General features: G+C 60.6%; 24 protein-coding genes and 1 tRNA gene. 10 read left to right on the top strand and 15 right to left on the bottom strand.

Translation table 11 applies throughout. From position 1 onward, the window contains the following. Positions 1–40 precede the first annotated feature (40 nt). From HHL22_RS17735 to HHL22_RS17720, 4 genes are all read left to right on the top strand, one after another. Positions 41–982: a CPBP family intramembrane glutamic endopeptidase gene (locus HHL22_RS17735; protein ID WP_169532742.1), complete on the top strand. Its 942-nt coding sequence runs from the start codon at positions 41–43 to the stop codon at positions 980–982. 18 nt (positions 983–1,000) lie between these two features. After that, entirely contained in the window at positions 1,001–2,083 is a 1,083-nt protein-coding gene (locus tag HHL22_RS17730; protein WP_169532741.1) for a phosphatidate cytidylyltransferase, read from the top strand. Positions 2,084–2,425: 342 nt separating this feature from the next. Then, positions 2,426–3,715 carry a Glu/Leu/Phe/Val family dehydrogenase gene (locus tag HHL22_RS17725; RefSeq protein ID WP_169532740.1) on the top strand — a complete coding sequence of 430 codons (1,290 nt, stop codon included), beginning with the start codon at positions 2,426–2,428 and terminating at the stop codon, positions 3,713–3,715. Positions 3,716–3,939: 224 nt separating this feature from the next. Continuing rightward, positions 3,940–4,602: a phosphatidylserine decarboxylase family protein gene (locus tag HHL22_RS17720; protein ID WP_169533511.1), complete on the top strand. Its 663-nt coding sequence runs from the start codon at positions 3,940–3,942 to the stop codon at positions 4,600–4,602. Positions 4,603–4,700: 98 nt separating this feature from the next. On the opposite strand, the gene HHL22_RS17715 is transcribed toward HHL22_RS17720, so the two are convergent. The 3 genes from HHL22_RS17715 to HHL22_RS17705 all read right to left on the bottom strand — a co-directional run bounded on the left by HHL22_RS17715 (position 4,701) and on the right by HHL22_RS17705 (position 8,102). Next, the gene (locus tag HHL22_RS17715; protein ID WP_169532739.1) at positions 4,701–5,393 is read right to left on the bottom strand and encodes a hypothetical protein; all 693 of its coding nucleotides are present in this window, start codon (positions 5,391–5,393) and stop codon (positions 4,701–4,703) included. Positions 5,394–5,441: 48 nt separating this feature from the next. After that, on the bottom strand, positions 5,442–6,725 hold the full coding sequence (gene kynU, locus HHL22_RS17710) for a kynureninase (protein ID WP_169532738.1): 1,284 nt from the start codon (positions 6,723–6,725) through the stop codon (positions 5,442–5,444). A gap of 177 nt (positions 6,726–6,902) precedes the next feature. After that, positions 6,903–8,102: a thiolase family protein gene (locus tag HHL22_RS17705; RefSeq protein ID WP_169532737.1), complete on the bottom strand. Its 1,200-nt coding sequence runs from the start codon at positions 8,100–8,102 to the stop codon at positions 6,903–6,905. Between the two features lie 100 nt (positions 8,103–8,202). Here HHL22_RS17705 and HHL22_RS17700 point away from each other — a divergent pair, with 100 nt between their 5' ends. After that, positions 8,203–8,673: a DUF4293 domain-containing protein gene (locus HHL22_RS17700; RefSeq protein ID WP_262888394.1), complete on the top strand. Its 471-nt coding sequence runs from the start codon at positions 8,203–8,205 to the stop codon at positions 8,671–8,673. A 95-nt stretch (positions 8,674–8,768) separates the two neighbouring features. On the opposite strand, the gene HHL22_RS24410 is transcribed toward HHL22_RS17700, so the two are convergent. From HHL22_RS24410 to HHL22_RS17670, 6 genes are all read right to left on the bottom strand, one after another. Continuing rightward, positions 8,769–9,788 carry a DUF4476 domain-containing protein gene (locus HHL22_RS24410; RefSeq protein WP_169532735.1) on the bottom strand — a complete coding sequence of 340 codons (1,020 nt, stop codon included), beginning with the start codon at positions 9,786–9,788 and terminating at the stop codon, positions 8,769–8,771. A 142-nt stretch (positions 9,789–9,930) separates the two neighbouring features. Beyond that, entirely contained in the window at positions 9,931–11,856 is a 1,926-nt protein-coding gene (locus HHL22_RS17690; protein WP_169532734.1) for an OmpA family protein, read from the bottom strand. A 111-nt stretch (positions 11,857–11,967) separates the two neighbouring features. After that, positions 11,968–12,456, bottom strand: coding sequence for a hypothetical protein (locus tag HHL22_RS17685; RefSeq protein WP_169532733.1), 489 nt, complete (start codon positions 12,454–12,456; stop codon positions 11,968–11,970). A gap of 254 nt (positions 12,457–12,710) precedes the next feature. Then, the gene (locus tag HHL22_RS17680) at positions 12,711–13,622 is read right to left on the bottom strand and encodes a (Fe-S)-binding protein (protein WP_169532732.1); all 912 of its coding nucleotides are present in this window, start codon (positions 13,620–13,622) and stop codon (positions 12,711–12,713) included. Between the two features lie 12 nt (positions 13,623–13,634). Further along, positions 13,635–14,015, bottom strand: coding sequence for a hypothetical protein (locus HHL22_RS17675; protein WP_169532731.1), 381 nt, complete (start codon positions 14,013–14,015; stop codon positions 13,635–13,637). Positions 14,016–14,035: 20 nt separating this feature from the next. Continuing rightward, on the bottom strand, positions 14,036–15,460 hold the full coding sequence (locus HHL22_RS17670) for a 4Fe-4S dicluster domain-containing protein (protein WP_241738168.1): 1,425 nt from the start codon (positions 15,458–15,460) through the stop codon (positions 14,036–14,038). 123 nt (positions 15,461–15,583) lie between these two features. On the opposite strand from HHL22_RS17670, the gene HHL22_RS17665 reads away from it, so the two are divergent. The 3 genes from HHL22_RS17665 (at position 15,584) to HHL22_RS24505 (ending at position 16,496) form a co-directional block, all read left to right on the top strand. Next, positions 15,584–15,656, top strand: a tRNA-Phe gene (locus tag HHL22_RS17665). A 270-nt stretch (positions 15,657–15,926) separates the two neighbouring features. Beyond that, positions 15,927–16,262, top strand: coding sequence for a zinc-binding dehydrogenase (locus tag HHL22_RS17660; RefSeq protein ID WP_169533509.1), 336 nt, complete (start codon positions 15,927–15,929; stop codon positions 16,260–16,262). 105 nt (positions 16,263–16,367) lie between these two features. Then, the gene (locus HHL22_RS24505) at positions 16,368–16,496 is read left to right on the top strand and encodes a zinc-binding dehydrogenase (protein ID WP_169533508.1); all 129 of its coding nucleotides are present in this window, start codon (positions 16,368–16,370) and stop codon (positions 16,494–16,496) included. 102 nt (positions 16,497–16,598) lie between these two features. On the opposite strand, the gene HHL22_RS17650 is transcribed toward HHL22_RS24505, so the two are convergent. The 4 genes from HHL22_RS17650 to HHL22_RS17635 form a co-directional block, all read right to left on the bottom strand. Further along, on the bottom strand, positions 16,599–17,990 hold the full coding sequence (locus HHL22_RS17650; protein ID WP_169532730.1) for an FAD-dependent oxidoreductase: 1,392 nt from the start codon (positions 17,988–17,990) through the stop codon (positions 16,599–16,601). 32 nt (positions 17,991–18,022) lie between these two features. Then, positions 18,023–18,427, bottom strand: a complete 405-nt coding sequence (locus HHL22_RS17645; protein WP_169532729.1) for a hypothetical protein — start codon at positions 18,425–18,427, stop codon at positions 18,023–18,025. A gap of 12 nt (positions 18,428–18,439) precedes the next feature. Then, positions 18,440–18,922 carry a GAF domain-containing protein gene (locus HHL22_RS17640; RefSeq protein ID WP_169532728.1) on the bottom strand — a complete coding sequence of 161 codons (483 nt, stop codon included), beginning with the start codon at positions 18,920–18,922 and terminating at the stop codon, positions 18,440–18,442. Between the two features lie 141 nt (positions 18,923–19,063). After that, entirely contained in the window at positions 19,064–20,191 is a 1,128-nt protein-coding gene (locus tag HHL22_RS17635) for a mechanosensitive ion channel family protein (RefSeq protein ID WP_169532727.1), read from the bottom strand. 366 nt (positions 20,192–20,557) lie between these two features. Here HHL22_RS17635 and HHL22_RS17630 point away from each other — a divergent pair, with 366 nt between their 5' ends. Continuing rightward, complete coding sequence (locus HHL22_RS17630) at positions 20,558–20,881, top strand: ArsR/SmtB family transcription factor (protein WP_169532726.1); 324 nt, start codon at positions 20,558–20,560, stop codon at positions 20,879–20,881. 427 nt (positions 20,882–21,308) lie between these two features. Here HHL22_RS17630 and hemA read toward each other — a convergent pair whose 3' ends face one another. Continuing rightward, positions 21,309–22,589, bottom strand: coding sequence for a glutamyl-tRNA reductase (gene hemA, locus HHL22_RS17625; protein ID WP_169532725.1), 1,281 nt, complete (start codon positions 22,587–22,589; stop codon positions 21,309–21,311). Positions 22,590–22,760: 171 nt separating this feature from the next. On the opposite strand from hemA, the gene HHL22_RS17620 reads away from it, so the two are divergent. Beyond that, complete coding sequence (locus HHL22_RS17620; RefSeq protein WP_169532724.1) at positions 22,761–23,966, top strand: sensor histidine kinase; 1,206 nt, start codon at positions 22,761–22,763, stop codon at positions 23,964–23,966. A 114-nt stretch (positions 23,967–24,080) separates the two neighbouring features. On the opposite strand, the gene rfbA is transcribed toward HHL22_RS17620, so the two are convergent. Beyond that, the gene (rfbA, locus tag HHL22_RS17615) at positions 24,081–24,959 is read right to left on the bottom strand and encodes a glucose-1-phosphate thymidylyltransferase RfbA (protein ID WP_169532723.1); all 879 of its coding nucleotides are present in this window, start codon (positions 24,957–24,959) and stop codon (positions 24,081–24,083) included. Between the last annotated feature and the right edge of the window lie 6 nt (positions 24,960–24,965).

Raw genomic sequence — 24,965 nt, 5'->3', positions numbered from 1 at the left:
TGTAGTGCAAATTTACGGTTTCTTGAACACCTCCCCCCATATGAAAGGTTTGCCGACGCGTACCGTAGCCCCTGGTTGGCAACTGCTCATTTTGCTGGGGCTAACTATTGCGGGGCTGAGTTTAGCCAGCTTGCTGGCGCTGGTGTTGGTGCTGGGCGTCTTTCACTTGTCGCTCGTGCAGTTCAGTGACCTCTCACTGCACCCCGGCCGCTACCCCCAAGGCTGGGCCGCCCTGATGCTCACCGAGGGGCTCGCGTCGGTGGGCCTAGGGGTGGGCGCCTTGCTGCTACCGAAGGTAGTAGGCGAGCGGGTACGACCTTACTTCGACCCTAACCCCCTGGGCGGCACTTGGAAGCTACTGGCCGCGGGCCTGCTCATTTTGTGCCTGGTGCCCGCCCTCTCGCTGGTAATTGCCTGGAACGCCGATGCCCACTTCCCCACCTGGGCGCACGGCTTCGAGCTGTGGGCGCGTGCCAAGGAAGACCAGGCCCAAATGTTGACGCGCTACCTCACCGATTTTAGCTCGCCGGGCCGGCTGCTGGTGGGCCTGCTGGTGATAGCCGCCACGGCCGCCACCACCGAGGAGCTGGTATTTCGAGGGGCTATTCAGCGCAACCTAGTGCAGCTGCTGGGCTCGCGCCACGCGGGGGTGTGGGTGGCGGCGGCGCTGTTTTCGGCGGTGCACTTCGAGTTTTTTGGCTTTGTGCCACGCCTCGTGCTGGGCCTGGTGCTGGGCTACCTCTACGAGTGGAGCGGCAACATCCTGGTGCCCATCGCCGCCCACTTCACCCAAAACGCCTTTCAGCTACTGCTGCTCTACCTGGCGCAGGGCAAGCACCTGCCCGCCGCCTTCAATCCCGATAGCAACGCGGCGCTGCCCTGGCCCTTGGTGCTGCTCAGCGCCGTGCTTAGCGCGGGGCTGCTGGTGCTGCTGCGCCGCCGCCTGCCGGGGCCGGCGAGCCCTAGGGTGGTGCGCGGGTAGCAGCGCATCTTTGCGCCGGTGCGCCGGCCCGGCAACGCTGGGGCGCCGCGCTACGTCCCTACGCTTTCCACGATTCCGTACGTTTTGCCTTCGTTGACTTCTTCTGCCCCCGCCGCCCCCGAGGCCGAACCGAAAGGACCCAGCAACCTGCGCCTGCGCGTCATTTGGGGGGCGCTGGCGGCGGCGCTGCTTTTCGGCTGCACCTTCGGCGGCCCTATCTCATTCGGGCTGTTCTTCGCCGCCGTGCAGGCTGTGATGCTCAAGGAGTTCTACCGCATCATGCGGGCCAGCGGGTACAAGCCAGCGTTTTGGATTGGAATTGTGGCGAGCGTGCTAGTCTTCGCGTGGGTTCACTTTACTGTTGGGTATGAGTACTACGCCAAATATTTTGGCTGGCTACAAGCTGGATGGACTATTTACCCCCCTTTATCCGCGCTTCCACAGATTAATGACGGCGACACGATTCTTCTGCCAAGTCAATTAGGCATTGGTTTCTACCAGAGTCTTTTATTTGCCCATCCACTAGCTTTTTGGGCGTCTTTAGTCGCCCTTCTATCTGTGGGTTTACTAATTCGGGAAATAGTATTATGGCCCAATAATGGTCAGCCTATCACCAATGTAGGAGGAACAATAGCTGGCTTATGCTACGTCAGTTTGTCGATGAGCTTACTTAATAGTTTGGCCTTCACAAAAGGAATGTTCGCGCCCCGCCATGTCTTCCTGCTCATCTTCCTCATCTGGGCGGCCGATACGGGCGCCTATTTCGCGGGGAAGAACTTTGGCAAGCATAAGCTGGCCCCTAGCATCTCACCCGGCAAAACCTGGGAAGGTTGGGCGGGCGGCGCGCTCCTCACGCTGGCTGTGGGCTGGGCGGCTGGCTACTTCGTGCCCGATGTGCCCCTAGGGCACCGGCTGGTGGCGGCCGGCGTGGTAGCGGTGTTCGGTCCGCTGGGCGACCTGGCCGAAAGCATGCTCAAGCGCAGCGCGGGCGTCAAGGACTCGGGCACCTTCCTGCCCGGCCACGGCGGGCTGCTCGACCGCTTCGACGCTTTTTTGCTGGTGCTGCCGGTATTGGCGCTGCTGCAAGCGCTGGCCGGTTGATGCGCAGGCGCTCGCATTGCACTAGGCCGAGATAAAAAAGCATAGTTTTTGGGCGGCTTCAGCTTAAAGCAAAATTTAGGGTTGGCTGCGTAAATCTTTGAGGCTGTAACACCGGAAGGGCAAAATAGCTAAAACCTGCTCGCTAAGAGCTAAGTGGCTTACGCCTAGGGTAGCGCTGGGGTAAGAAAGAGCCTCAAAGAGCAGACAACGGGCTGAAAACGGGCGGGGTAGCGCGTATAACCGGCAAAAATGAGCCTAAAAGAGTTGCTGTACCTTTGCGGCGCTTTTTCGTAAGCGCATACCCTTCCCTCTCCCACCCACCCTCACTTTATACCCTCTCAGATGGCACCCACCACTGTGTACAAGGAGCCGGCCCCGCAGGTCGCAAATACTGAAAACCCCCTAGAGTCCATGATGTCGCGCTTCAACGTTGCGGCCGAAATCCTGGGGCTCGACAGCGCTACGTACGAAGTGCTGAAAGCGGCCGACAAGCAAGTTATCGTGCACCTGCCGGTGTCGATGGACGATGGCAAGGTGCGCGTGTTTGAGGGCTACCGTGTGGTGCACAACACCATTCTGGGCCCGAGCAAAGGCGGCATTCGCTACGACAAGAACGTGAGCCTCGACGAGGTGAAGGCCCTGGCGGCTTGGATGACCTGGAAGTGCGCCGTAGTTGATATCCCCTACGGCGGCGCCAAGGGCGGCATCATCTGCGACCCCACCACGATGAGCGCTGGCGAGATTGAGCGCCTGACCCGCGCTTACACCATGTCGATGAAGGACGTGTTTGGCCCCGACCGTGACATTCCGGCCCCTGATATGGGTACCGGTCCCCGCGAGATGGCCTGGATTATGGACGAGTTCTCGAAAACCGCCGGCCAGACTTCGGCCGCCGTGGTGACAGGCAAGCCGCTGGTGATGGGCGGCTCGCTGGGCCGCACCGAAGCTACCGGCCGCGGCGTGATGATTTCGTGCCTGGCCGCGATGAACAAGCTGGACATGAAAATCGAGGAAACCTCGGTGGCCATTCAAGGCTTTGGCAACGTGGGCTCGTGGACGGCCAAGCTCATGTTTGATAAAGGTTTGAAAATAAAGGCTATATCGGATATTTCGGGTGCTTATTGGAATGACAACGGCATCAATATCGACGAGGTAATCGCGTATAAGAACGCCAACAAAGGCCGCATCGAGGGCTTTGCGGGCGCCACGCCCTTCGACCCTGACGAGCTGCTGACCTCGGACGTGGATGTGCTGGTGCCCGCCGCTGTGGAAGATGTAATTACCGAGCACAACGCGCCCTACATCAAAGCTAAGCTGATAGTAGAAGGCGCCAATGGCCCCACTTCAGCCTCGGCCGACCCCATTATTTACAGCAAAGGCATCTCGGTGGTGCCCGACATCCTGGCCAACTCGGGCGGCGTGACGGTAAGCTACTTCGAGTGGGTGCAGAACAAGCAGGGCTTCAAATGGAGCCTGGATATGGTAACCGAGCGGGCCGACCGCATCATGACGGAAGCCTTCGAGAAGGTGTTTGCCGTCAGCCAGAAGTATAACATCTCGTTGCGCATCGCCGCCTACGTAGTGGCCATTGACAAGGTAGCCCAGACGTATAAATTCCGCGGCGGCTACTAGGGCCGCTGATTAGCACGAGTTTTAGCGGATTGCACGGATTTCGTGGACGATTGCCGGGTGCGTCAGTTACTTGACTAACTACCGGTAGTCGTCCATTTTTCGTGAAGCAGTTAGCAACTGTTGCCGTTAATTTGCGTGTTAGGTAAGGAACGGCTAAGCAACGGATGCCGGTGGGAGTCGTCCCCAAAATTCGGGCAATCCGCTAAAATTCGTGCTAATCAGTGATTAAGATACATAAGGAAGGCCGCCGCATCTTGTTCGTGACCCTGCTAGTGCTGCTGGCCCTGAACTTGTTGCTGAGCCGCTACAACGGCCCGAACGTGGCGTTCAACCGCATTTTTGCCGGGGTGTCGGTGGTAGTGTTTTTGGCACTGCTGCAGTTCTTCCGCTCGCCTTTTCGCCGCCTGCTCACCCACGAAGACTTGCTGCTAGCCCCCGCCGATGGCAAGGTGGTAGTAATTGAGGAAGTATATGAGCCGGAGTTTTTTGAGGATGCTCGCCGGCAAATCAGCGTGTTCATGTCGCCCATCAACGTGCACATTACCCGCAACCCAGTATCGGGAATTGTGAAGTATTTTAAATATCACCCCGGCCAGTACCTGGTGGCCTGGCACCCCAAAAGCAGCACCCAAAACGAGCGCACCACGGTGGTGGTGGAAAGCGACGCCGGCCCGCTGGTGCTGTTTCGGCAAATTGCTGGGGCCATGGCCCGCCGCATTGTGTGGTACGTGAACGAGGGCGATGAAGTAAGTCAGGGCGAGGAGTTTGGCTTTATTAAATTCGGCTCGCGGGTCGACATCTTTGTGCCCCTCGACGCGGAGATTAAAGTGGAGTTGGGTCAGAAAGTAAAAGGCGGCGAAACGGTGTTATGCCAGCTAAAAGGCTAGCGCTTGCCAATAATTTACTCCTTACGCAAGCCGGGCCGGCCGCATTTGATATGCGGCCGGCCCGGCTTGCGTAAGCGGCTTGCGGCCCGCATAGCTCCCTAGGGCCTTTGCAGCAATTGCGCGCCACCGGGCACTTGCTTCAGCAGGTACACCATGAGCATTTGCAGCACCGCTATTACTACAAAGCAGATGAGGAGTGGCAGCAGCCAGCTGCGCGAGCGAAACCGGTGCGTGCCCACGTAGCGCGGCCAAAACCACAAGATATAGGCTAGAATGGCCGGCAGATTGAGCGCGGCGACCAGTAACGGGTCGAGGGCGCCGGTGCCGTAGCGGGCCATCAGGAGGCGCATCACCAGCAACTCGCCTACGATGTAGGCCAGCACAAAGGCCCCTAGGCCCCAAATAGCGCGGCTACGTCCTAGCGTTTTAAAGTTTAGGGCCAACAGGATGGCGCCAGTGATGAAGTGAAACAGTACCGAAAATAGCACGATAACGCCTGGCGTATAGAGAGTAGGTGCGTTCGGGTCCAGCTCGGTTTCTTCGGCTGCGGGTGGCTTGGCAGCGGCGCGCTCGGGCGGGGGAGTGGGCGCTGGCGCGGTGGCTTGCTGCTGGCGCACGACCGCTTCGAGCAGGGGGCGCAGCTCAGTTTCTTCGGGGGCAGGCTGGTCGCGGCGGCGCAGCTCGGCTAGGGCCGCCAGCACGGCCTCGTCGCGGTATTGGGCGTAGCCCGTCACGTACTCGCGCAGGGCCGCGTCCGATTTAAGCTGCATTTTGGCCGCGTAGTCTTCCATGATAAATAATTAACAATGAGCAATAAGCAGTGAGCAAGTGGTAATTGCTCATTGTTGATTGTAAAATTCTTGTAGCGCCGCGCCCGCCCGGTACACATCCTCAAACGAATTATAGAGGGGTACGGGTGCGAGGCGAATGACGTTGGGTTCGCGCCAGTCGGCCACCACGCCCTGCGCCGCCAGGTAGTCGAACAGCTCGCGCCCACGCTCGTGCACCAGCAGCGACAGCTGGCAACCCCGCTGGGCCGGGTCGGCGGGCGTAATAATCTCCAGCCGGCTGGTTGGCAGGTGCAACTGACCTATTAGAAACTCCAGGTAGCCCGTCAGCTGCTCGCTCTTGGCTCGCAGCGCGCGCATGCCGCCGGCTTGGTCAAATAGTGCTACGCTAGCTCGGTACACGGCCAGGGTTAGTATCTGGCCATTAGACAGTTGCCAGCCGGCGGCGCCACTCATCGGCTGGAAGCCTTTCTTCATTTGGAAGCGCTGGGCCTGGTCGTGGCCCCACCAGCCGGCCAGGCGCACCAGGTCGGGCCGGTTGGCGAAGCGCTCGTGCACAAAAATGCCCGACGAGCCGCCCGGCCCCGCGTTCAGGTACTTGTAGTTGCACCAGCAGGCAAAGTCCACGTCCCAGTCGTGCAGGTGCAGCGGCACGTTGCCAGCGGCGTGGGCCAGGTCGAAGCCCACGGTGGCGCCCACGGCGTGCCCCGCCCGCGTAATGGCTTGCATATCAAACACCTGCCCGGTATAGTAATTGATGCCGCCAAACAGCACCGTAGCCAGCGAGTCGCCCAGCTCGGCTATCTTGGCTTCGATGTCGGCGGTGCGCAGGGTGTGCTCGCCGGCCCTAGGGGCAATTTCGACGATAACCGCGGTGGGGTCCAGGTTGTGCAGGCGGGCCTGGCTTTCGAGCGCATACTGGTCGGAGGGGAAGGCGCCGGCCTCCATCAGCACCTTGTAGCGGGCGGCGGTGGGGCGGTAAAAAGTCACCAGCAACAGGTGCAGATTCACCGTTAAGGTGTTCATTACCACCACTTCGTCGGGCTGGGCGCCTACCACGCGGGCGGTCGCGCCGGCCAGGGCTTCGTGGTACGTCATCCAGGGCTGGTCGCCGGTGAAGTGGCCTTCCACCGCTCGTTCCTCCCAGGCCTTAAACTCCTGCTCGGCGGCCGCGCGGGCTGCTTTGGGCAGCAGCCCCAGCGAGTTGCCGCAGAAGTAAGCTACCGGCTGCCCATCGGAGCCCTTGGGAAACAAAAACTCGTGGCGAAAATGCGCCAGCGGGTCGGCGGCGTCCTGGGCGGCAGCAAAGGCGGGGGTGGGGTCGTAGGAGAGCATGGGGCGGCAACGTAAGTAAACAGCGCGCAGGGACGCGCAAAAAGCAAAAAATCGTTTGTCAGGACGAGCGCAGCGCGGCCATCGCACCAGAACGACCCCTAGGCGGATTGTGCTGGTGCGATGGCCGCGCTGCGCTCGCTCTGACAAACGATTTTATCAATCAGCTAAAATGAGTAATTATACTTTTTCTACCAGCATGGCCACGCCCTGGCCCACGCCTACACACATGGCAATGAGGCCGTAGCGCACGCCCTCGCGGCGGCACATCTCGTGCACCAGCGTAGCCGTAATGCGCGCGCCGCTCGACCCTAGGGGGTGGCCCATGGCGATAGAGCCGCCGTTCACGTTCAGCTTGTCGAGGTCGATGCCCAACTCGCGCACTACCGCCACGCTCTGCGAGGCAAAGGCTTCGTTGATTTCAAAGAGGTCAATGTCGGCTATGGTCAAGTTGGCCCGCTGCAACACCTTCTGAATGGCCGGCACCGGGCCCATGCCCATGTAGGCCGGGTCGACGCCCGCCACGGCCGAGGCGATAATGCGCACCATGGGCTTGAGGTTGTAGCGCGCCAGGGCGTCGTCGCTCACCAGCAGGGCGGCGGCGGCGCCGTCGTTGATGCCGGCGGCGTTACCGGCCGTCACGGTGCCTTCGGGCTGGAAGGCGGGCTTGAGGGTGGCCAGCTTTTCGAGCGTCGAGACCCTAGGCTGCTCGTCGGTGTCAAACAGCGCGGCGTCGCCCTTGGGCTGGGGCAGAAATACCGGCACCAGCTCGCGGCGGAAGCGGCCCTTCTCGGCGGCGCGGTGGTATTTGCGCTGGCTTTCGAAGGCGAAGGCGTCCTGCTCCTCACGGGTCACGTTATAGCGCTGGGCCACGTTCTCGGCCGTGTCGCCCATCGTGTAGGGGTAGTGCTCCTTGGCCAGGCGCGGGTTCACGAAGCGCCAGCCCAGGGTGGTGTCGTGGGCCGTAAAGTCGCGGGCAAAGGCGGTAGTGGACTTGGCCATCACGAACGGTGCGCGGGTCATGCTTTCGGCTCCGCCTGCCAGGTACACATCGCCCTCGCCCGATTTGATGGCGTGGAAAGCATCAACGATGCTTTGCAGGCCGCTGGCGCACAGGCGATTCACCGTATTGCCGGGCACCGTGACGGGCAGGCCGGCCAGCAGCGCCGCCATGCGGGCCACGTTGCGGTTGTCTTCGCCACTCTGGTTGGCCGCCCCGATGATGACGTCTTCCACGGCATTTTTATCGAGGCTAGGGTTGCGGCGCAGCAGCTCGCGCAGTACGAGCGCCGCCAAGTCGTCGGGGCGGACGCTGCTCAGCGCGCCGCCAAATTTTCCAATCGGGGTGCGCACGGCATCCACGATATATGCAGTTGGCATTCGGTTGCTATCGTTAGAAGGCGGGAGAGTCCGCCGGTTCGGGGCTAATTTTGGGCTGGCGCCGGGCGGTAGGCCGGGGCCATTTTCTACAACCGCAAAGATGATACAAAGAATCCAAAGCGTTTTTTTGCTGCTACTTTCCCTGTGCATGCTAAGTATGCTGGCGCTGCCGCTCTGGCACAAAGCCGACCCGCTTACGCACCAGGAGTTGACCCTAGGGGCCTTCGGCTTCACGGCGGCCAACATGCCCGCGCCCGCCGGCCCGGTGTGGGTAATCGCGGTGCTGGCCTTCGCTTCGTCGGTGGTGGCCACCTACGAAATCTTCCAGTTCCGCAACCGCCTGGGCCAGCTCAAGCTCGGCACGCTGAACCTGCTGCTGATTGTGGCCACGTTTGGGGCTGCCTTCTACTTTGCCGGCCGCGGCGAGGTCAACCTGAACATTAAGCTCGAAGGCCAATACCAGCCTGCCTTTTACCTGCCCACCGTCGCGCTCATCCTCAATCTATTGGCCAACCGCTTCATCCGGCGCGACGAGCAGCACGTGCGCAGCAGCTACGACCGCCTGCGCTAGGCGTGGTAATAGTTAATAAAACAGCCCCCCGAGGCTCCGCCAACGCGGGTCCTCGGGGGGCTGTCGCAGTAAGTGCCAACTGTTTAGCTAGCCACTTAGTAGCTACGCTGCAACCCTAGGGCGCGCTGCACCTGGGCCACGCTGGCCGGGCGCAACCCAGCGTATACCTGCCCAAAATTGGCGGGGTCGCTCAGATGGGTGTAGCCTAGCTCGGCCAGCTCGATGCGGGCCGGCTCGGTGGCCAGCGCGCGAAGCAGCTCGGTTAGCTCGCGGGCCTGCAGGCTGCTGCCCGCCAGTGCCTGCCGGGCCACATCGAGGCGGGTCTGGTCGCTGGGCTGCTCGCGCAGCTCCTGGGCTAGGTCGCGCAGAGCGGCGGCGGGCAGCGGGTCCAGATTAGAAGGGGTAGTAGCATCGGGGTAGCCACCCTGGTCGGGATAGCCACCCTGCTTGGAATAACCGCCTTGACCCTGGTAGCCGCCTTGCGGCGCTGGGTAGGGGCTAGGGGCCGGCTGGCCATAGCCCCCCGGTGCCGCGGGTCCGTAGCCGCCGTTAGGCCCGGCTGGTGCTGGGCCATAGGGCTCCGACGGCGCGTAGCTGCCCGGCTGAGTTCCCGGTGCGGGCGGCGCGGGGTAGGCACCGCTTGGCGGATAAGCTGGATACGGCGCATTGCCATAGCCCCCCGGCGCCCCGCCGTAGCCAGGGTTGCCGTAGCCGGGGCCGCCATACGGGTTGCCGTAGCCGCCGCGGCCCGCGTAGCCACCGGCCACCACGGCCCCTAGGGCTTGCAAGCCAGGTCCGTAAGGGCTAGCCGTGAGGGCGTAGCGCGAGTCGAGGCCGGGTTGCAGCCACACCGTGGTGCGGAAGCCTACGGGCGGGCCATAGGGCGAAAACACCTGGATATCGGCCCAGTGCCGGCCGGGGGCTAGCCACCCCACGTGCACCTGCCGGGTAGCGCCGTTGGTGAGGGGGCGCCCGTCAAGCAGTAGCGTAAACAACTGCCCGCGGCCAGCCAGTACGGTAAGGTCGGCGGGGGGCGCGGCGGCCTGGGCGGGGGGCGCAGCAGCGGCCAGTAGCAGGCTAGCCACTACGAGCTTGAGGGTAAAGAACGGGCGCATGGGGCGGGCCATTGCAACTGCGTAATGAGCTGCTGGCGTGAGGGTAATTTCAAATCGTATGCCAATAAAAAAGGCCTCCGCCGTGCGGAAGCCTTTTTTAAAGAATAGGGGCTAGGGAGGAGAGCAGCCGCCTGCTGCCAAGCTACTCGTTGATGCGCGTCACCTTAAACTCGGTGCGGCGGTTGCGCTGGTAGTCGGCCTCGCTCTTGGGGTTTTTCACGATGGGCCGCGACTCTCCGTAGCCCTTGGCCGTGATGCGGCTCTTGTCGATGCCCTTGCTCACGATGTAGGCCACGGCCGCTTCGGCGCGCCGCTGGCTCAGCTTCTGGTTGTAAGCGTCGTTGCCGCGCTGGTCGGTGTGCGAGCTAAGCTCAATGTTGATTTTGGGATTGTCCTGCAGGGTTTGCACCAGCGTATCGAGGCGCACGGCCGCATCGGGCCGGATGTTAGACTTGTCGTAGTCGTAGAAAATATCCTTGACCTCGATGGCCTTGTTGACCACAATTTTCACCAGCGTTAGCGTCACCGGAATGCGGATGTCGGTTTGGGGCTGCGTTAGCTGGTCGGGGCTGGGGTAGCGCCCCTCGGTGCTGAGGCGGGCGCGGGCCGTGAAGTCGCCCGGCCGGTCGCTCACCAGCGCGTAGGCCTGGGCCGAGTCGAGCTTAGCCGTGAACTTGCCATCAGGGCCGGCCGTCACCTCCTGCTGCTTGCCGCTGGTGCTGGTAATAGCCACGGTTTCGCCAGGCACAGGCTTGGTGGTGTTGGCCTTGTCGTCGCGCTCCAGTACGGTGCCATCCACGTAGAAAGCTACCAGCTTGCGCGGGTTTTTCTTGAAGGCGTAGAGGTCGTCCGACCCTTTGCCACCGGCGCGGTTCGAGGAGAAAACTCCCGCATCGGGTCCGGTGAAGAAGGGCGCAAAGTCGTCGCCCGCCGAGTTGATGCCCGCGCCCAGGTTCGTCACCTGCCCGCCCTGGTACTTAAACAAGTCGAGCTTGCCTAGGCCCGGGTGCCCGTCCGAAGCGAAATAGAGCGTGCCATCGGGCGCCACGCCAGGAAAACTATCGTTGCCGGGCGTGTTCACGGTTTCGCCCAGGTTCTCGGCCGGCGAGAAGCGCCCGTTGGGCCCTAGGGTCGCCTTAAACAAATCGGCGCCGCCCTGCCCACCCTTGCGGTTGGAGGCGAAGTAGAGCGTGGTACCATCGGGCGCAAAGGCCGGCGCAAAATCGTCGGCCGTGCGGTCGTTGATATTGGCTAGCACCGGCTCGGTCCAGGCCCCGTTGCGGTAGTATGAAATCCAGAGGTCGTCGCTCTTGTAGCCCTTCTTCGAGCCATCGTTCGAGCGCGAAAACACCATCGTCTTACCGTCGGGGGTATAGGTGGCGCTGGCTTGCAGCGTCTTCACGTTGTTGAAGAGCGGCTCGAGCTTGCGCGGAGTGCCCCCGGTCATGGCCGCCGGGTCGTCAAACTTCTGGGCGTACAGCGATAAATAGCCCTCGCCGTTGCCAGGGTAGGCCTTGCCGTCGCGCCCCGAAGCAAACACCAACTCGCCGCTGCCCGGCATGCGCGAGGCCGAGAAGTCGGAGCTAGGAGAGTTCAGCGCATCAATTGGCGTAATGATATAGCCGGGCACCCCGCTGCCCCCTAGGGCCTTGCTGGCCGTCGAGGCCTTGGCTTCGAACGCGGCGCGGTCGGCCAGCGAGCGGTTGGTGCCGCTTTGGGCGTAGGCGTTGAACTGCGCGGCCGCCTCGTCGAACTTGCCCGCGGCCCGCAGCGCCTCGGCGTAGCGGTAGCCGGCGTCGGGGTTGCGCACCTTGCCGTCGATGGCCGCCTTGTAGTAGGGCTCGGCTTGGTCGAGGCGGTTGGACAAGCGGTAGGCCTCCGCAATGCGGTAGTTGGCCTGGGGAGCATTCTTGTTCTTGGCCACATCAGCCTTGTACAGCTCAATGGCCTGCTCAAATTGCCCCTGCACGTAGCGCTTATCAGCTTTGCTAAGCTTATCCGAGCCCGCGCAGGCGCTGAGTAGGGCCACGCTGCAGGCCGCCGCCCCAATAGTAGATAGGTTTCTCATGAACAACGAAGTGGGGCGCAGCAACGCCATACGGCCAGCGGAAAGAAAGCGGAAAATAGAACGGGCAATAATACAACTAAGTAACGCAGGCCAGCGCCCCAAAGTACTCGCCTAGCTGGCAAAAAAGCCCGCCAGCCAGGTTTCGCCGGCCGGAGCGGGCCAGCGCTCACTTAGCTCGGCTTTCGTCGCCAGCGTGTTGTTGAAGTAGGGCGTGGCGGGCGTGATGTCGCCGGCCGCGATGGCCGCCCGCAGCTCGCGCCGGCTGAGCAGCCGCAACTCGCCCGCGCACAAAAAGGCCATGCGCGACTTCTCCAACAACTCGACCCCTAGGGCTTGTTCCAGTTCGCGCACGAAGCGCACCGAGGCATCAATGGAGCAGCCGCTGGCGCCCGCTACCTGTTCGTCGAGCCCCAGCACCAAAAACTGCCGGTGCAGAAACTGCGCCGAGGCCGCCAGCTGCCGCCCGTGGCTGGTCCACTCCTCGGCAAAGGCGGCCAGGCGCGGCAGCACCGCCACTAGCTCGTCCTCGCCCAGCGGGCGGCTGGCTTGGTAAATCCATACCCTGGCGTGGGGCGGCAGATTATCAAACGCTACATACATAAGACCGCAGATTTAACGGATTAAACGGATTGCGCGGATACGCCACCTGCGGTGGCTGACGACGCGGGTAGGGCGAGCGGTGCGGGCATTACAAGGCTGCTGGCTAGCGCTGTCCAGTTCTACCACGCTCAAAGGTAAGAACCGGAATAGCAGGCTAGTTAAGCCGCTCGCACCGCCTGCGCAGTTATCAGCCGCGTAGTCAGCCACCGCAGGTGGCGTATCCGCGCAATCCGTTTAATCCGTTAAATCTGCGATTAAGCGTTGATGCCCTCGGCGCTGGCAATCAGCTCGGCCAGGTCGAACACCTGCACGGCACCTTCCTGCTCCTTATTTTTTACGCCGTCGCTCATCATGGTCATGCAGAAGGGGCAGCTCACGGCAATAATACTGCCCTGCAGGCTGTGCTGGCTGGGGGCCGTGCGCTCGGTTTCCACGCCGCGCAGGTTGTCCAGCGCCGCGGCCTGGCCGCCTAGGGTGGCCAGGGCCTCCTCGGTGCGCTCGATGTTGATGTCCTTCTTGCCAGGTTCGGGCTCCTTCCACATCTGGGCGCCGCCCGCGCCGCAGCATAGGCCGTTAGCGCGGCTGCGCTTCATCTCCACCAAGTCGGCATCTAAGGCCGCCAGCACCTCACGCGGGGCCTCGTAGATATCGTTGGCGCGGCCCAGGTAGCAGCTGTCGTGGAAGGTGATGCGGCGACCCTTAAAGCTCTCGCCACCCTGCACGCCCACCTTGCCGTCGTTGATGAGCTGCTGCAAAAACTGGCTGTGGTGAATTACCTCGTACTCACCCCCTAGGGCCGGGTACTCGTTCTTAATGGTGTTGAAGCAGTGCGGGCAGGCCGTCACGATTTTCTTGATGCCGTAGCCATTCAGTGTCGTGATATTCTGCATGGCTTGCAGCTGAAACAGGAACTCGTTGCCAGCGCGCTTGGCGGGGTCGCCAGTGCAGGTTTCTTCCAGGCCCAGCACCGCGTAGTCGGTGCCCGTGTGCTCCAAAATGCGGGCAAAGGCGCGCGTCACGCGCTTGTAGCGGTCGTCGAAAGCCCCAGCGCAGCCCACCCAAAACAGGATTTCGGGCACTTTACCCTGGGCCGCCAGGTCGGCCACAGTGGGCACCGTCAGCTGGCGCTTGGTGGGGGTAGTAGGGGTAGTGATAACAGAAGACATAGTAAAAGTTGCCTAAGAAAAGTCGCCGGGGTGCTCTAGGCGGTCGAGGCGACGGTTCTGGTTACGCTGCATCCGAGCCACCGATTCAATAGCTTCCTGCATATCATCCTGGCGCTGGCCTTGGCGCTGCTGCTCGCTAGCCAGTGTCCGCAGGATTTGCTGGTGCGCCTGTTGCGTTTGAATAACTACGTTCAACCGCTCGTTCGTAAGCTGAACTTCTTCACCAAGAAGCTCCACTTTATTTTCTAGGCCACTCAGCCGGCCGTCCAGGCTACCCATCCGGCCGTCTAGGTCACCCAGCCGGCTGTCTAGATTTCCCAGCTGCCCCTGCATCTGGTCTTGCTTGCGCAGCACCTCGGTTAGCAGTTCTAAAATTTGTTCCTCCGCTTGCATAGGGATGAATTTTTAACAAGTTACGCCCGCTCCGCCACGTATAGCTCGTCGGCCCAGTTGAGGCGGTCGGAGGGCGAGAAGGCCCAGGGCGCCCCATTATTCTCGATGTTGGAGAACATGACGTTCAGTGAGTTAGGGGCGGCTGACTCTTCCAGCACCAGAAAGCGGCGCATCTCGATGATACTTTCCAGGGGATTGATGTTGACGGGGCAGCTCTCCACGCAGGCGTTGCAGGTGGTGCAGGCCCACAGCTCCTCGGCCGTCACCTTGCCGCGCAGCAGCGGCTGGTCGGCATCGACAGGCTCGTGCTTGGCTTCCTCCCCATACAAGTTGGGGTGGAAGATGATGGGCGAGTGGTACTTCTCCTCCACCCGGTCGCGGGTGTCCATGATAATCTTGCGCGGCGAAAGCAGCTTGCCCGTGAGGTTGGCCGGGCACACCGAGGTGCAGCGCCCGCACTCGGTGCAGGAATAGGCGCTCATCAGGCTGGTCCAGGGCAGGTCGTCCACATCTTTGGCCCCAAACGGCGTGGGCGCCAGCGCCGAGCCATCGGGGCCTAGGGGCGCGGCGGGCACCTCGTAGCTGGGGTCCAGCATGGCTTTCACCTCGTGAGTGATGCTCTCCACGTTGGAAAACTGCCCCTGGGGCACCAGCCGCGAAAACCACACGTTGGGGAACGCCAGGATGATGTGGAAATGCTTGGAGCTGGGCAAGTAGTTTAGAAACAGCAAGATGCCCGTGATGTGCAGCCACCAGCCGGTGCGCTCCAGCACGTGCAGCCCAGCCACTCCCACCGAGGTGGGCAGCAGTTGGCTTAGGAAGTGGCTAATCGGGAACGCACCCGGCAGGGTTTTGCCTTCCAGCTCATGCAGGCGCAAATCGGCCGAGTTCATGAAGAACAGCGCCACCATCAGCGCCACCTCGATGTAGAGGATGATGTTGGCATCGAGCTTGGGCCAGGCGCGCAGCTCGATGCCCGTGAAGCGGCGCACTGGCGGCTGGTGGTTGCGCCGCCACCAGAAGGCCGCTACCGCGATAATGACTAGCGCTGCCAGCACCTCGTTCACGGCCATCAGGCCGTCATACACCGGCCCTAGGATGCCTAGTACTCGGTGCGTGCCAAACAACCCGTCGATAATAATTTCGGCCACCTCGATATTGATAACCAGAAAGCCCACGTACACCACTAGGTGCAGAAACGCGGGCGTTAGGCGCTTGAACATTTTCTGCTGTCCAAAGGCAACGAGCAGCATTTTGCGGAGGCGCTCGGCCGGGTGGCCGCTCATGTCGCGAGCGCGCCCGACCAGAATATTGGCCCGAATTTTCCGAACCTGCCAGGCAAACAGGCCGAACGCGGCCAGCAGCAAAAGGGCAAAAAGGATGGGTTGCAGCATCGCGTAAAGGTAGGCTACGAGGGTGGGATAGAGCTGCAAGATAGTAGGCATGACGAATACCTTACCTGGTGGCTGCGGCCGGCTCAGATTTTTTTCCGGCGAAAGCCTTGTCTAAATCCACCTTTTTAGTACCTTTGCGCTCCCAAGCCGCCAACCGGGGGCCTAGGAAACCTCGGCAACATAGCTCAGTTGGTAGAGCACAGCACTGAAAATGCTGGTGTCGTTGGTTCGATTCCAACTGTTGCCACGAAAAGCCCCGTTTGCAGCTTGCAAACGGGGCTTTTGTTTTTCTCCCGGCCAAAGTACTAAGTGGGCTATAGTGTCCCAGCTACTAAAATGGTGCCCTAGGAAGCAACTAGGAAAAATGGCAGCTCCACCGCAAAGGTGTTTCCAACTCCTTCTCGGCTCTGTGCCAGAATAACGCCTCCGGTTCAACTATGCACTTTGACTATGTACAAGCCCACGCCCGTGCCTTCTAGGCGGGTGTGCAGGCGTTGAAACAGCGGTATACGGCTCGCTGCACCTGGCCCTGCAAATTCAGCCGGGCCAGACGCTGCTCATTCGGAGTGGCACTTCCTCGATTGGCCTGCTGGCAGCGCAGCTGGCCAGCCAGGCCGGCCTCACGGTGCTGGCTATCACCCGCAGCGCCGCCAAAACCAGCTTGCTCACGACCAATGGGGCCACTCACACTCTGCTTGACGATGGCTACTTGCGCGACCAAGTAGGAGCGCTGTTTCCGCAAGGGCTTGACCGCGCGCTGAAACTGGTTGGCACCACTACGCTGCGCGACACGCTGGCTTGCCTCAAGCCCGGCGGCCTGGGTTGCATGACCGGCATACTCTCCGAAAGCTAGTCCATCCCCGACTTTGCTCCCATGGATTTTATTCCGGCCACGGTGGGCCTTACTATCTACAACAGCGGCCAGGTAAAGGCTTCTACCGCCGCGCTCTAGGCCTTTATCGACTCAGTAGCGGCGGGCCAGGTACAGCTCGTTATTGGCGCTGCCTTTTCGCTTACCGAGATTGTAGCCGCCCACCAGTTAATGGAAAGCAACCAAGCCGGAGGCAAAATTGCGGTCGTCACCTAATGCCTGCAGGCCGCAGGCTGCTACGCCTAGCAGCGCTACCCAGCCTATGGCGCAGCGGCACCCCTAGGCGGCAGCAAGCCGGCAACCCGCTAGCCAGGCGCACTACTGCGCGTCGCCCTCGGCTAGCTGTTCCTTCACAAGCGCTTGCACTTCGGGCTTCTCATAGTCGGCCTCGGCCTGAATGTGCGGCATCAGTTGGGCCATGATGGCTTCCTGGCGCTGGCCAGCGGCCCAGGCCTCGGCGTAGGGCGTGTCGGGCGAGAAGGTGACGCGCGAGTACAGCGGCACCCAGCGGCCGGGGTACTGCGCGGCAATTTTGCTTTCAATGCGCTTTTGCAGCAGAAAGCGCGGGTCGGCCACGCGGTCGCGCATCTCCACGAAGTTGTAGAGGGCCAGTTCGGCCATGGCGTCGGTGTTGGGCTTGCGCAGGCGCTCAAACTCGTCCATCACCCGCGTCCAGTCGGTTTCGCCAATCTCATTCAGCAGGCGGTCGAGCACGGTGCAGTCCTCGAAGCCCGCGTTCATGCCCTGCCCGTAGAAGGGCACGATGGCGTGGGCCGCGTCGCCGAGCAGCAGCACCGTGTCCTGGTAGCTCCAGGGCCAGCAGCGGATGGTGACGAGCGAGCCCGTGGGGTGCGCAAAGAACTCGGTGTCGAGGTTCGGCATGAGCGGCGCGGCGTCGGGAAACACGTCGGCGAAGAAATGCTCTACCTCGTCGGGCGTGCGCAGGCTCTCGAACGAGAGCGGCCCTTCGTAGGGAAAGAACAGCGTAGCGTTAAACGAGCCATCGAGGTTGGGTAGGGCTATCATCAGGTAGTTGCCCCTAGGCCAGATGTGCAGCGCATTCTTTTCGAGCTGCCACGCGCCGCCTGGCCCCGCCACGATGGTCAGTTCCTTGTAGCCGTATTCCAAGTATTGCTGCGAATAATCGGCCCTATCGAGCCGCTGCATGGCCCCGCGCACCGCCGAAAAGGCCCCGTCTACGCCAAACAGGCGCTGGTAGCCCACGTCGTACTCCTGGCCGCTGGCCACATCGCGCAGGTGCAGGCGCCGGCCGGGTAGGTCGAGCTGCGTCAGCTTCTGGCCGAAGGTAATTTGCGCTTCCGGCTTGGCCTCTACCAGGTCGAGCAAGGTGCGGTTGAGGCTGTCGCGGCTCACCGAGAAAATGGCTTGCCCCTCCTGCCCATACGGCTGCTGCGTGAGTTGCCCCTGCTGGTCGTGCATCACGCGCCGGTACATCGGAATGCCTACTTTCTGGATGTCGTCCGTCACGCCCACGCCAGCCAGGCCGCGCCAGCCCCGGTCGCTCAAGGCCAGGTTGATGCTGCGCCCTTCCAGCAGCCCCGCGCGGCGCGGGTCGGCTAGGCGCTCGTAGAGGTGCACCGGGTGCCCGCGCCGCACCAGGTACAGCGACAGCAGCGAGCCCACCAGCCCCGCGCCCATTATCACCAGCGGCTCTGTGGTGGCGGCGGTGGCATCAGCAATTGGTTCCATAGAGGTATTGGCAAAGGATGTGCCGGCCGGCCCTAGGGCTGGCGCAGGCTGGTAAGCGGATATAGAAAGGCTTGTGAAGTCGCCTCCCGGTCGAAATAGCCAGTGCGCCCTGTCACCTGCACACTGATTACCTGATACTTGCCTGGCTCAGCCAGGTCGGCCGCCACTAGCTGCGCCAAACGGCGCACGCGCTGGTGCAGGCTGTCGGGCCGGGTGGGCTGGTCGCGAGGCACGGTCAGGGCCAGGCTTAGCAGTGTGGGGGCCGCGCCCGCCTGGCCGGCGGTTAGCTTCAGTTCGCCGGCTTGCAGCAGCCGCGCCTCCCGCGCCACGGCGGCATCGTGCTGGTGGTGCAGGGCTACGCCATCGGCCACGAGCTGCCCGCGCCCTCCGCAGGCCGTTAGGGCGCCCGCCAATAGCCACAACCAGTTGCTTTTCATAGGCTTACTAATTTAAAACCAGGCGACTGCCAGCTGCATCAGCTTTTCCAGCCCCGCCTGGTCGGCCGCGTCAAAATCGTTTAGCTGGTCGCTGTCCACATCGAGCACCGCTAATACCCGCCCCTCCTTCAGCACCGGCACCACTATTTCTGATTTGGAAGCCGAGCTGCAGGCAATGTGGCCTGGAAAGGCCTCCACATCGGGTACCAGCACCGTGCGCGCCTCGGCCCAACTGGTGCCGCACACCCCGCGCCCGTGCCCGATGCGCGTGCAGGCAATAGGGCCCTGAAATGGCCCTAGGACCAGATCCTCCCCTTTCACCACATAAAAACCCACCCAAAAGAACCCGAACGCCTGCCGTAGCGCCGCCGCTACGTTGGCCAGGTTAGCCGTCAGGTCAGGCTCGGGCGCCGTGAGGGCCGCTACCTGTGGGTACAGTTCAGCGTAGCGCTCGGCCTTGGGCAAACCAGCCGTAAGCCATAGATTTTCAGACATCTTACTTGCGTAATAATGCGCAGTAGCGCAGGTTTTTGCAGTGCCAGCCGGAGGCCTTAGTAGCCTGACGCGGCCCCAGGGACCGGACTTGGCTTCACCTAGGCCCTAGGCCGGCGCCGCACCGTAAAAGTACCCGCTAGCTCAGCTAGCATCGGCCGTGCCTACCTGCACGGTTAGGGGCGTGCTGGTGCTGGCGAAGGCGCCGCCGTGGTGCTCGGCAGCCTGTATTAGGCAGTAGTTCAATCGCTCTTTCACGTCCAAGTACTCGTCGTAGCTGGTAGTTTCTACAAAATACTGCACCGTTACCTCCTTGCCACTCAAGGAGATGGCATTAAATTTCATTTGCACGTCCTGCGTCACCAGCGGGTGTTCCTGAATAGCTGCTACCGACTCCTCAATGATGGCCTGCAGCTGGTCGCTGGTAGTTTTTTGGTCAAATATCAGGGTGAAGCCCACCCGGCGCGCGGTGCGCAAGCTCAGGTTATCCAAGGGCTTGTCAATCATGCTCTTGTTCGGCACCGTTAGGTAGCTTTTTTCGGCCGTGCGCAGGCGGGTGCTGCGAAAGCCAATTTTCTCCACTGTGCCGCTTACGCTGCCGGCTGTCACCAAGTCGCCGACCCCAAAAGGCTGGTCTAGAAAAATGGTAAACGACGCCAGCAAGTTTTCCAAGCTCTCTTTGGCAGCAAAAGCTACCGCTAGCCCCCCAATGCCCAGCCCCCCCACCAGGGCCGTCACGTTCACCCCAAATACCTGCCCTAGGGCAATCAGCAATCCAATCACCACAACGAATACTTTCAGCAAGTCGCGGGCGAAGGGTAGGAACTGATTGTCGAGCCGCCGCGCGCCGACTGTGGCCGTAAGGTCGCCCCGGCGCTTCACCACCAGCAGCATAAAATCTATCAGGCGCACCACCACCCACACCAGCGTGGCAATAATACCCAGGTGAAACAGATTAAGCAGCAGCACCTTAGGCCACGGCTCCACGCCCCTTATGGCCGTGGGCGGCAGCGGGTAGCGCAATACTCCGAATGCCAGGTAAACGGTTACTAGGTATAGCAAGGTGCCCAGCGGCTGAATCAGCAAGTCGTGCAGCTCCTGCTCCGTTACCCCCGCCGTATAGCGTTTCGTAATGCGGAAGAGGATGGTGCTCGTCAACCGGGAAAGCAGCCGGTTAAGCCCTACTCCGACCCCCAAAATAAGCGCGGCTATTATATAATCAAGCAGCTCATTGCCGAACAGTTCGCGGTGCAAAAAAGGGGGAATATCCATACTCCTAACACTGAAAGCTAAACGCCCGAAGGTCACTTATACCAGGCCTTGGTTCTGGCGTTCTACGGTAAAAAGCGCGGCTTGCGCACAGACTACAAAAATATCTTACCCAAATGCCAAGTTTAATTCAGTTGAACTAGCAGCGAGTAAATAGGCAACTGAGTAATCAGGCAGCTAGCCAATCTATAAATTTACCCTGAATTGCATTTATCTAATACAATGATTTTAGATAGCAAATTCATGTTTATACAGTTATTTGTTACCAGAAACAATTAATTAGCAGTATTTTTCAGCCACAATTACCTATTTAAGGTCAACTGTACCCACTCTTCTTTCCCTTCTACCCTTACCCTTTACGCTTACCTTATGAAACCGCTTCATTCCCGCGTCGAAACCGAGCAGCTCGACCGCGCCGCCGCCATGCTCAAGGTACTCTCGCACCCAAAACGCCTCGCCATCGTCGATTTGCTGGGTAAAACGAAAGGGGGCAAGGAACAGCAAATGTCGGTAACTGAGATTTATCAGGCGCTGGATATTCCACAAGCCATTGCTTCTCAGCACCTTATAACCCTAAAGGACCGGGGCATCCTGAAGTCGAGCAAGGTGGGCACCAAAATTTATTATTCCCTTGCCGTGCCGCAACTGATGAAAATTATCGATACGTTAGAAGACTACTCCGGACGCCTGTAGTAAACACTAACCTTTTTAGTTTTTTATTTGGCGTGGCAATGCGTTGCTAACTGCCACCAAGCAAAGGGCCGTCGTAGCAGCGGCCCTTTGCTTTTGTACTTATTTGATATAATCAAAGAGCATCCAATATATCTTAGCACAACAATCATCGCTTGTCCCGTTATTGGATGACATGGCCGGCCTGGAATAATCTACCAAACAGCAACCCTTTGCGCAGGATTAAGTAAGCTCGGCAATTGAACTAAATGGCGCGTTATTGCGCAGGCGCCAAAAGACCTTAGTAAAAGAACGCGGACCTGCGCTCAGCTAATTAGCCTAATTAGCCAAGATAGCTTCCAGCAAAAAAAGCTAGCCTAGGGCTAGCTTATCTAGTAGTTCCATTATCAGTACCCCACGGCAATAAGGGATGAGGCCCCTAGGGCCAGGGCTAAGCGGGCTCCTGCTGGCGCTCTACGTCAAACAAGTCCGTCAGCAGGGGCAGCAGCTGCTCAGCTTCTTCACGGCGGCAGGCGGCTTTAAGCTGCAGCACGTGCTGCTTTAGCACCTTCTGCATCAAGGCGCGAGTGGCTTCGTCGAGCAGCTTGGCTTCGGCCGGGGTCGCCTTTTTCTGGAAGCGCTCCAACTCCTGCTGGCGCAGGCTTTCGAGCCCCGCCTTCATGCGCTGAATCAGGGGCGACACCAGCATTTCGCGGCTCCAGGTGGCAAAGTCGGCTAAGCTTTCTTCCATCAGGGCGCGCACGTGCGGCACGGCGGCCAGGCGCTGTTCCAGGGCCGCCGAGGCCTTGCTCTCGATGGCGTCCACGTTATATACCAGCACGCCGGGCACCTGCTCCACGTCGGCCGCTACCGAACGCGGCACGGCCAGGTCAATGAAGAACTTGTAGCTCAGCACGTCGAGGTGCGCTACCAGCTCGCGGGTGAAGAAAGGCGTCTCGCGATTGATGGACGAGATAACCACGTCGGCCTCGCGCAGGGCGCTGGTCAAGTCCTCAAAATTGACGATGCGCAGCTGGCCGGGCGCAAACTCGGCGGCCAGCTGCTCGGCGCGGCTGCGGGTGCGGTTGCACAGCGTAACGCTGCTAAAGGCGCGGCTCTCGGCCAGGTGCCGACACACGTCGGAGCCAATTTCGCCCAGGCCCACTACCAGTACGCGGGGGCTGGCCACGTCGGCCGTCAGTTCCTCTACCAGCTCCAGGGCGGCGTAGCTCATCGAGGCTGCGCCGTCGCGGAAGCTCGTTTCCTGCTGCACCCGCTTGTTGGTGAAGAAGATGGTGTGCAGCAGGCGGTGCAGAAACGGCCCAGCCGCGTCGGCATCGGCCGTCCACTGGTAGGCATTCTTTACCTGGTTGATAATCTGCATATCGCCCACCACCTGCGCGTCAAGCCCTAGGGCTACTTCGTAGAGGTGGTGCGCCGCGGGCTCGGCGTCGAGGTAGCGGTCGAAATAAGGGGCGAAGCTGGCCGCATCGGCGCGCTCTTTCAACTCGCCTAGGGCCTTAATAATGGCAAACGACTGGTCGGCTTCGTGGGCGTAGTACACCTCCGTTCGGTTGCAGGTGCTCAGTACCAGCAGGTCGGTGAGGTGCAGCTCGGTGCGGAGGCGCTGGATAAACCGGCGACAGGCCGCCTCATCCAGCGCCAGTAGCTCGCGGATGGCGAGCGGGGCTTGCTTGAATGACAGGCTGACGGCCTTAAAAGGGTGCGACATAGTACGGACTGCCTGGCGGGCGGCCTACAAAATTAAGGGGTAACCAAGCTTTTTTAAACAGTTGGCCGAGGGCCTGGGTTCGAAAAATTCAATTTCGGCACTAAGCTAGCTCCTGCCTCGTTGAATGGGCCGGCTGGCTATGTGTACGTTAGCTGCCACCTTTGTTTTGTTATGCTGCTCCCTTTTTACGACCAGAAGTCGCGCGTGAAACTCGTGGTGCTGCTGCTGGCTTTGCTCATTGCCGCCGCTACGGTAGTGTATACCAATGTGTTAGTAAAGCGGCTGTCGGAGCGCGAGCAGCACCAGATTGATTTGTACGCCAGAACGTTACGCTATCTCATCAGTACCGAGGAAACCTCTAGCATACCTTTTCTGCAGGAGCAGATTATTGATGCCAATACCACTATTCCGGTTATTCTGACGGACGGCGAAAACATCAATGCTACTAAAAACCTGGACTTAGGGCACCTCTCAGAAGCCGACTCAGTGCGCCGCATGTATGAGGTGCTGGCCGACATGCAGCGGCGCCACCCGCCCATTGTAATTGAGCTGCCGGGCAACACGCGCAATTACGTTTTTTATCAGGATTCGCGCCTGCTGCGGCAGCTGCGCACGTTTCCGCTGGTGCAGCTCGGCGTCATTGGCTCGCTGGCGGTGCTGGCCTATCTGTCGTTCAGCTTTTCGCGGCGGGCCGAGCAAAACCGCGTGTGGGTGGGCCTGGCCAAGGAAACAGCCCACCAGCTGGGCACGCCGCTCAGCAGCCTGGTGGGCTGGCAGAACTACCTGAGCGAGAGCGAGCGCTTTCGGGGCGAGCCGATAGTAGAGGAGCTAAGCAAAGATATTCAGCGCTTTAAGATTATCACCGAGCGCTTCAGCAATATTGGCTCGGTACCGGTGCTTAAGCCCGAAAACCTGTACCACACCACCCGCAACGCCATTGCTTACCTCGAAAGTCGGGTATCGCGCAAGGTGAAATTCAGCATCGAAACTGATTTGCCGCTCGACACGCCTGCCTGCCTTAACGTACCACTGTTTGACTGGGTGGTGGAAAATATCTGCAAAAACGCGGTGGACGCGATGGATGGGCGCGGCAGCATTACACTGCACCTGCGGCGGGTGCGCCCCGCCCGGCGCTGGTGGACGCGCCGCCCGCCCCGCCCCCAGGTAGCCATCGACATCACTGACACGGGCAAGGGCATCCCCAAAAACAAGCTCGAAAGCGTGTTTTTGCCCGGCTACACTACCAAAAAGCGCGGCTGGGGCCTAGGCCTGGCACTAGCCCGCCGCATTATCGAAAACTACCATGAAGGCCGCCTCTTCGTGAAGTGGAGCGAGCAAGGCAAAGGCACGACCTTTCGGCTGACACTTAATCAATAGCTTTTTAAAGTGAAAATGTGGGAGATGTAGGAATGTAAAAACTGAATTTAAAGCTAAGTGGCTACTGAAATCTCATTTTTACATTCCTACATCTTCCACGTTTTCACATTCGACTTAAACACCCAGCACCAATTGCTCGGGCAACTTCAGCAAGTAGTCGCCGTAGCCGCTCTTGCGTAAGGGCTCGGCAATTTTGCGGAGCTGGTCTGCGTCAACGAAACCTTGGCGAAATGCAATTTCTTCAATGGAGCCCACCTTCAGCCCCTGGCGCTGCTCCAGCACCCGCACGAACTCGCCGGCCTGCATCAGGCTTTCGAAGGTGCCTGTGTCGAGCCAGGCGGTGCCGCGGCCCAGGATGCCCACTTTTAGCTTGCCGCGGCGCAGGTACTCGCGGTTCACGTCGGTAATCTCGTACTCGCCCCTAGGGCTGGGCTGCAGGCTTTTGGCAATGGCCACCACCTCGTTGTCGTAGAAGTAGAGGCCCGGCACGGCGTAGTTACTTTTGGGCTGCGCGGGCTTCTCCTCAATACTGAGGGCCACGTTATTAGCATCAAACTCCACCACACCGTAGCGCTCGGGGTCGTGCACGTGGTAGGCGTACACGACGCCGCCGTCGGGGTCGTGGTTAGCTTTCAGCAACTCCTCCAGGCCCTCGCCGTGGAAGATATTGTCGCCGAGCACCAGCGCCACCTTATCCTGCCCGATAAAGTCGGCGCCCAGCACGAAGGCTTGCGCCAGGCCATTGGGCACCTCCTGCACCACGTACTCAAAGCGGCACCCTAGGGGCTGGCCGTCGCCGAGCAATTTCCGAAACTGGGCCTGGTCGTGGGGCGTGGTGATGATAAGGATTTCCCGGATACCCGCCATCATCAAAATAGATAACGGATAGTAAATCATGGGCTTATCGTACACGGGCATCAGCTGCTTGCTAACGGCCAGCGTGAGTGGGTGCAGACGGGTGCCGGAGCCGCCGGCCAGAATAATACCTTTCATGAGCGC

It is taken from the genome of Hymenobacter polaris, assembly GCF_012927305.1.
Taxonomy (GTDB): domain Bacteria; phylum Bacteroidota; class Bacteroidia; order Cytophagales; family Hymenobacteraceae; genus Hymenobacter; species Hymenobacter polaris.
Note: the sequence above shows the minus strand (reverse complement) of the source record. Positions and strands in the feature narration are given on the sequence as shown.

Excerpts from the sequence above, each read along its gene's own strand:
- HHL22_RS17735 (WP_169532742.1), top strand. The coding sequence starts at position 41 with ATGAAAGGTTTGCCGACGCGTACCGTAGCCCCTGGTTGGCAACTGCTC.
- HHL22_RS17725 (WP_169532740.1), top strand. The coding sequence starts at position 2,426 with ATGGCACCCACCACTGTGTACAAGGAGCCGGCCCCGCAGGTCGCAAAT.
- HHL22_RS17715 (WP_169532739.1), bottom strand. The coding sequence starts at position 5,393 with ATGGAAGACTACGCGGCCAAAATGCAGCTTAAATCGGACGCGGCCCTG.
- kynU (WP_169532738.1), bottom strand. The coding sequence starts at position 6,725 with ATGCTCTCCTACGACCCCACCCCCGCCTTTGCTGCCGCCCAGGACGCC.
- HHL22_RS17705 (WP_169532737.1), bottom strand. The coding sequence starts at position 8,102 with ATGCCAACTGCATATATCGTGGATGCCGTGCGCACCCCGATTGGAAAA.
- HHL22_RS17700 (WP_262888394.1), top strand. The coding sequence starts at position 8,203 with ATGATACAAAGAATCCAAAGCGTTTTTTTGCTGCTACTTTCCCTGTGC.
- HHL22_RS24410 (WP_169532735.1), bottom strand. The coding sequence starts at position 9,788 with ATGCGCCCGTTCTTTACCCTCAAGCTCGTAGTGGCTAGCCTGCTACTG.
- HHL22_RS17690 (WP_169532734.1), bottom strand. The coding sequence starts at position 11,856 with ATGAGAAACCTATCTACTATTGGGGCGGCGGCCTGCAGCGTGGCCCTA.
- HHL22_RS17685 (WP_169532733.1), bottom strand. The coding sequence starts at position 12,456 with ATGTATGTAGCGTTTGATAATCTGCCGCCCCACGCCAGGGTATGGATT.
- HHL22_RS17680 (WP_169532732.1), bottom strand. The coding sequence starts at position 13,622 with ATGTCTTCTGTTATCACTACCCCTACTACCCCCACCAAGCGCCAGCTG.
- HHL22_RS17675 (WP_169532731.1), bottom strand. The coding sequence starts at position 14,015 with ATGCAAGCGGAGGAACAAATTTTAGAACTGCTAACCGAGGTGCTGCGC.
- HHL22_RS17670 (WP_241738168.1), bottom strand. The coding sequence starts at position 15,460 with ATGCCTACTATCTTGCAGCTCTATCCCACCCTCGTAGCCTACCTTTAC.
- HHL22_RS17650 (WP_169532730.1), bottom strand. The coding sequence starts at position 17,990 with ATGGAACCAATTGCTGATGCCACCGCCGCCACCACAGAGCCGCTGGTG.
- HHL22_RS17645 (WP_169532729.1), bottom strand. The coding sequence starts at position 18,427 with ATGAAAAGCAACTGGTTGTGGCTATTGGCGGGCGCCCTAACGGCCTGC.
- HHL22_RS17640 (WP_169532728.1), bottom strand. The coding sequence starts at position 18,922 with ATGTCTGAAAATCTATGGCTTACGGCTGGTTTGCCCAAGGCCGAGCGC.
- HHL22_RS17635 (WP_169532727.1), bottom strand. The coding sequence starts at position 20,191 with ATGGATATTCCCCCTTTTTTGCACCGCGAACTGTTCGGCAATGAGCTG.
- HHL22_RS17630 (WP_169532726.1), top strand. The coding sequence starts at position 20,558 with ATGAAACCGCTTCATTCCCGCGTCGAAACCGAGCAGCTCGACCGCGCC.
- hemA (WP_169532725.1), bottom strand. The coding sequence starts at position 22,589 with ATGTCGCACCCTTTTAAGGCCGTCAGCCTGTCATTCAAGCAAGCCCCG.
- HHL22_RS17620 (WP_169532724.1), top strand. The coding sequence starts at position 22,761 with ATGCTGCTCCCTTTTTACGACCAGAAGTCGCGCGTGAAACTCGTGGTG.
- rfbA (WP_169532723.1), bottom strand. The coding sequence starts at position 24,959 with ATGAAAGGTATTATTCTGGCCGGCGGCTCCGGCACCCGTCTGCACCCA.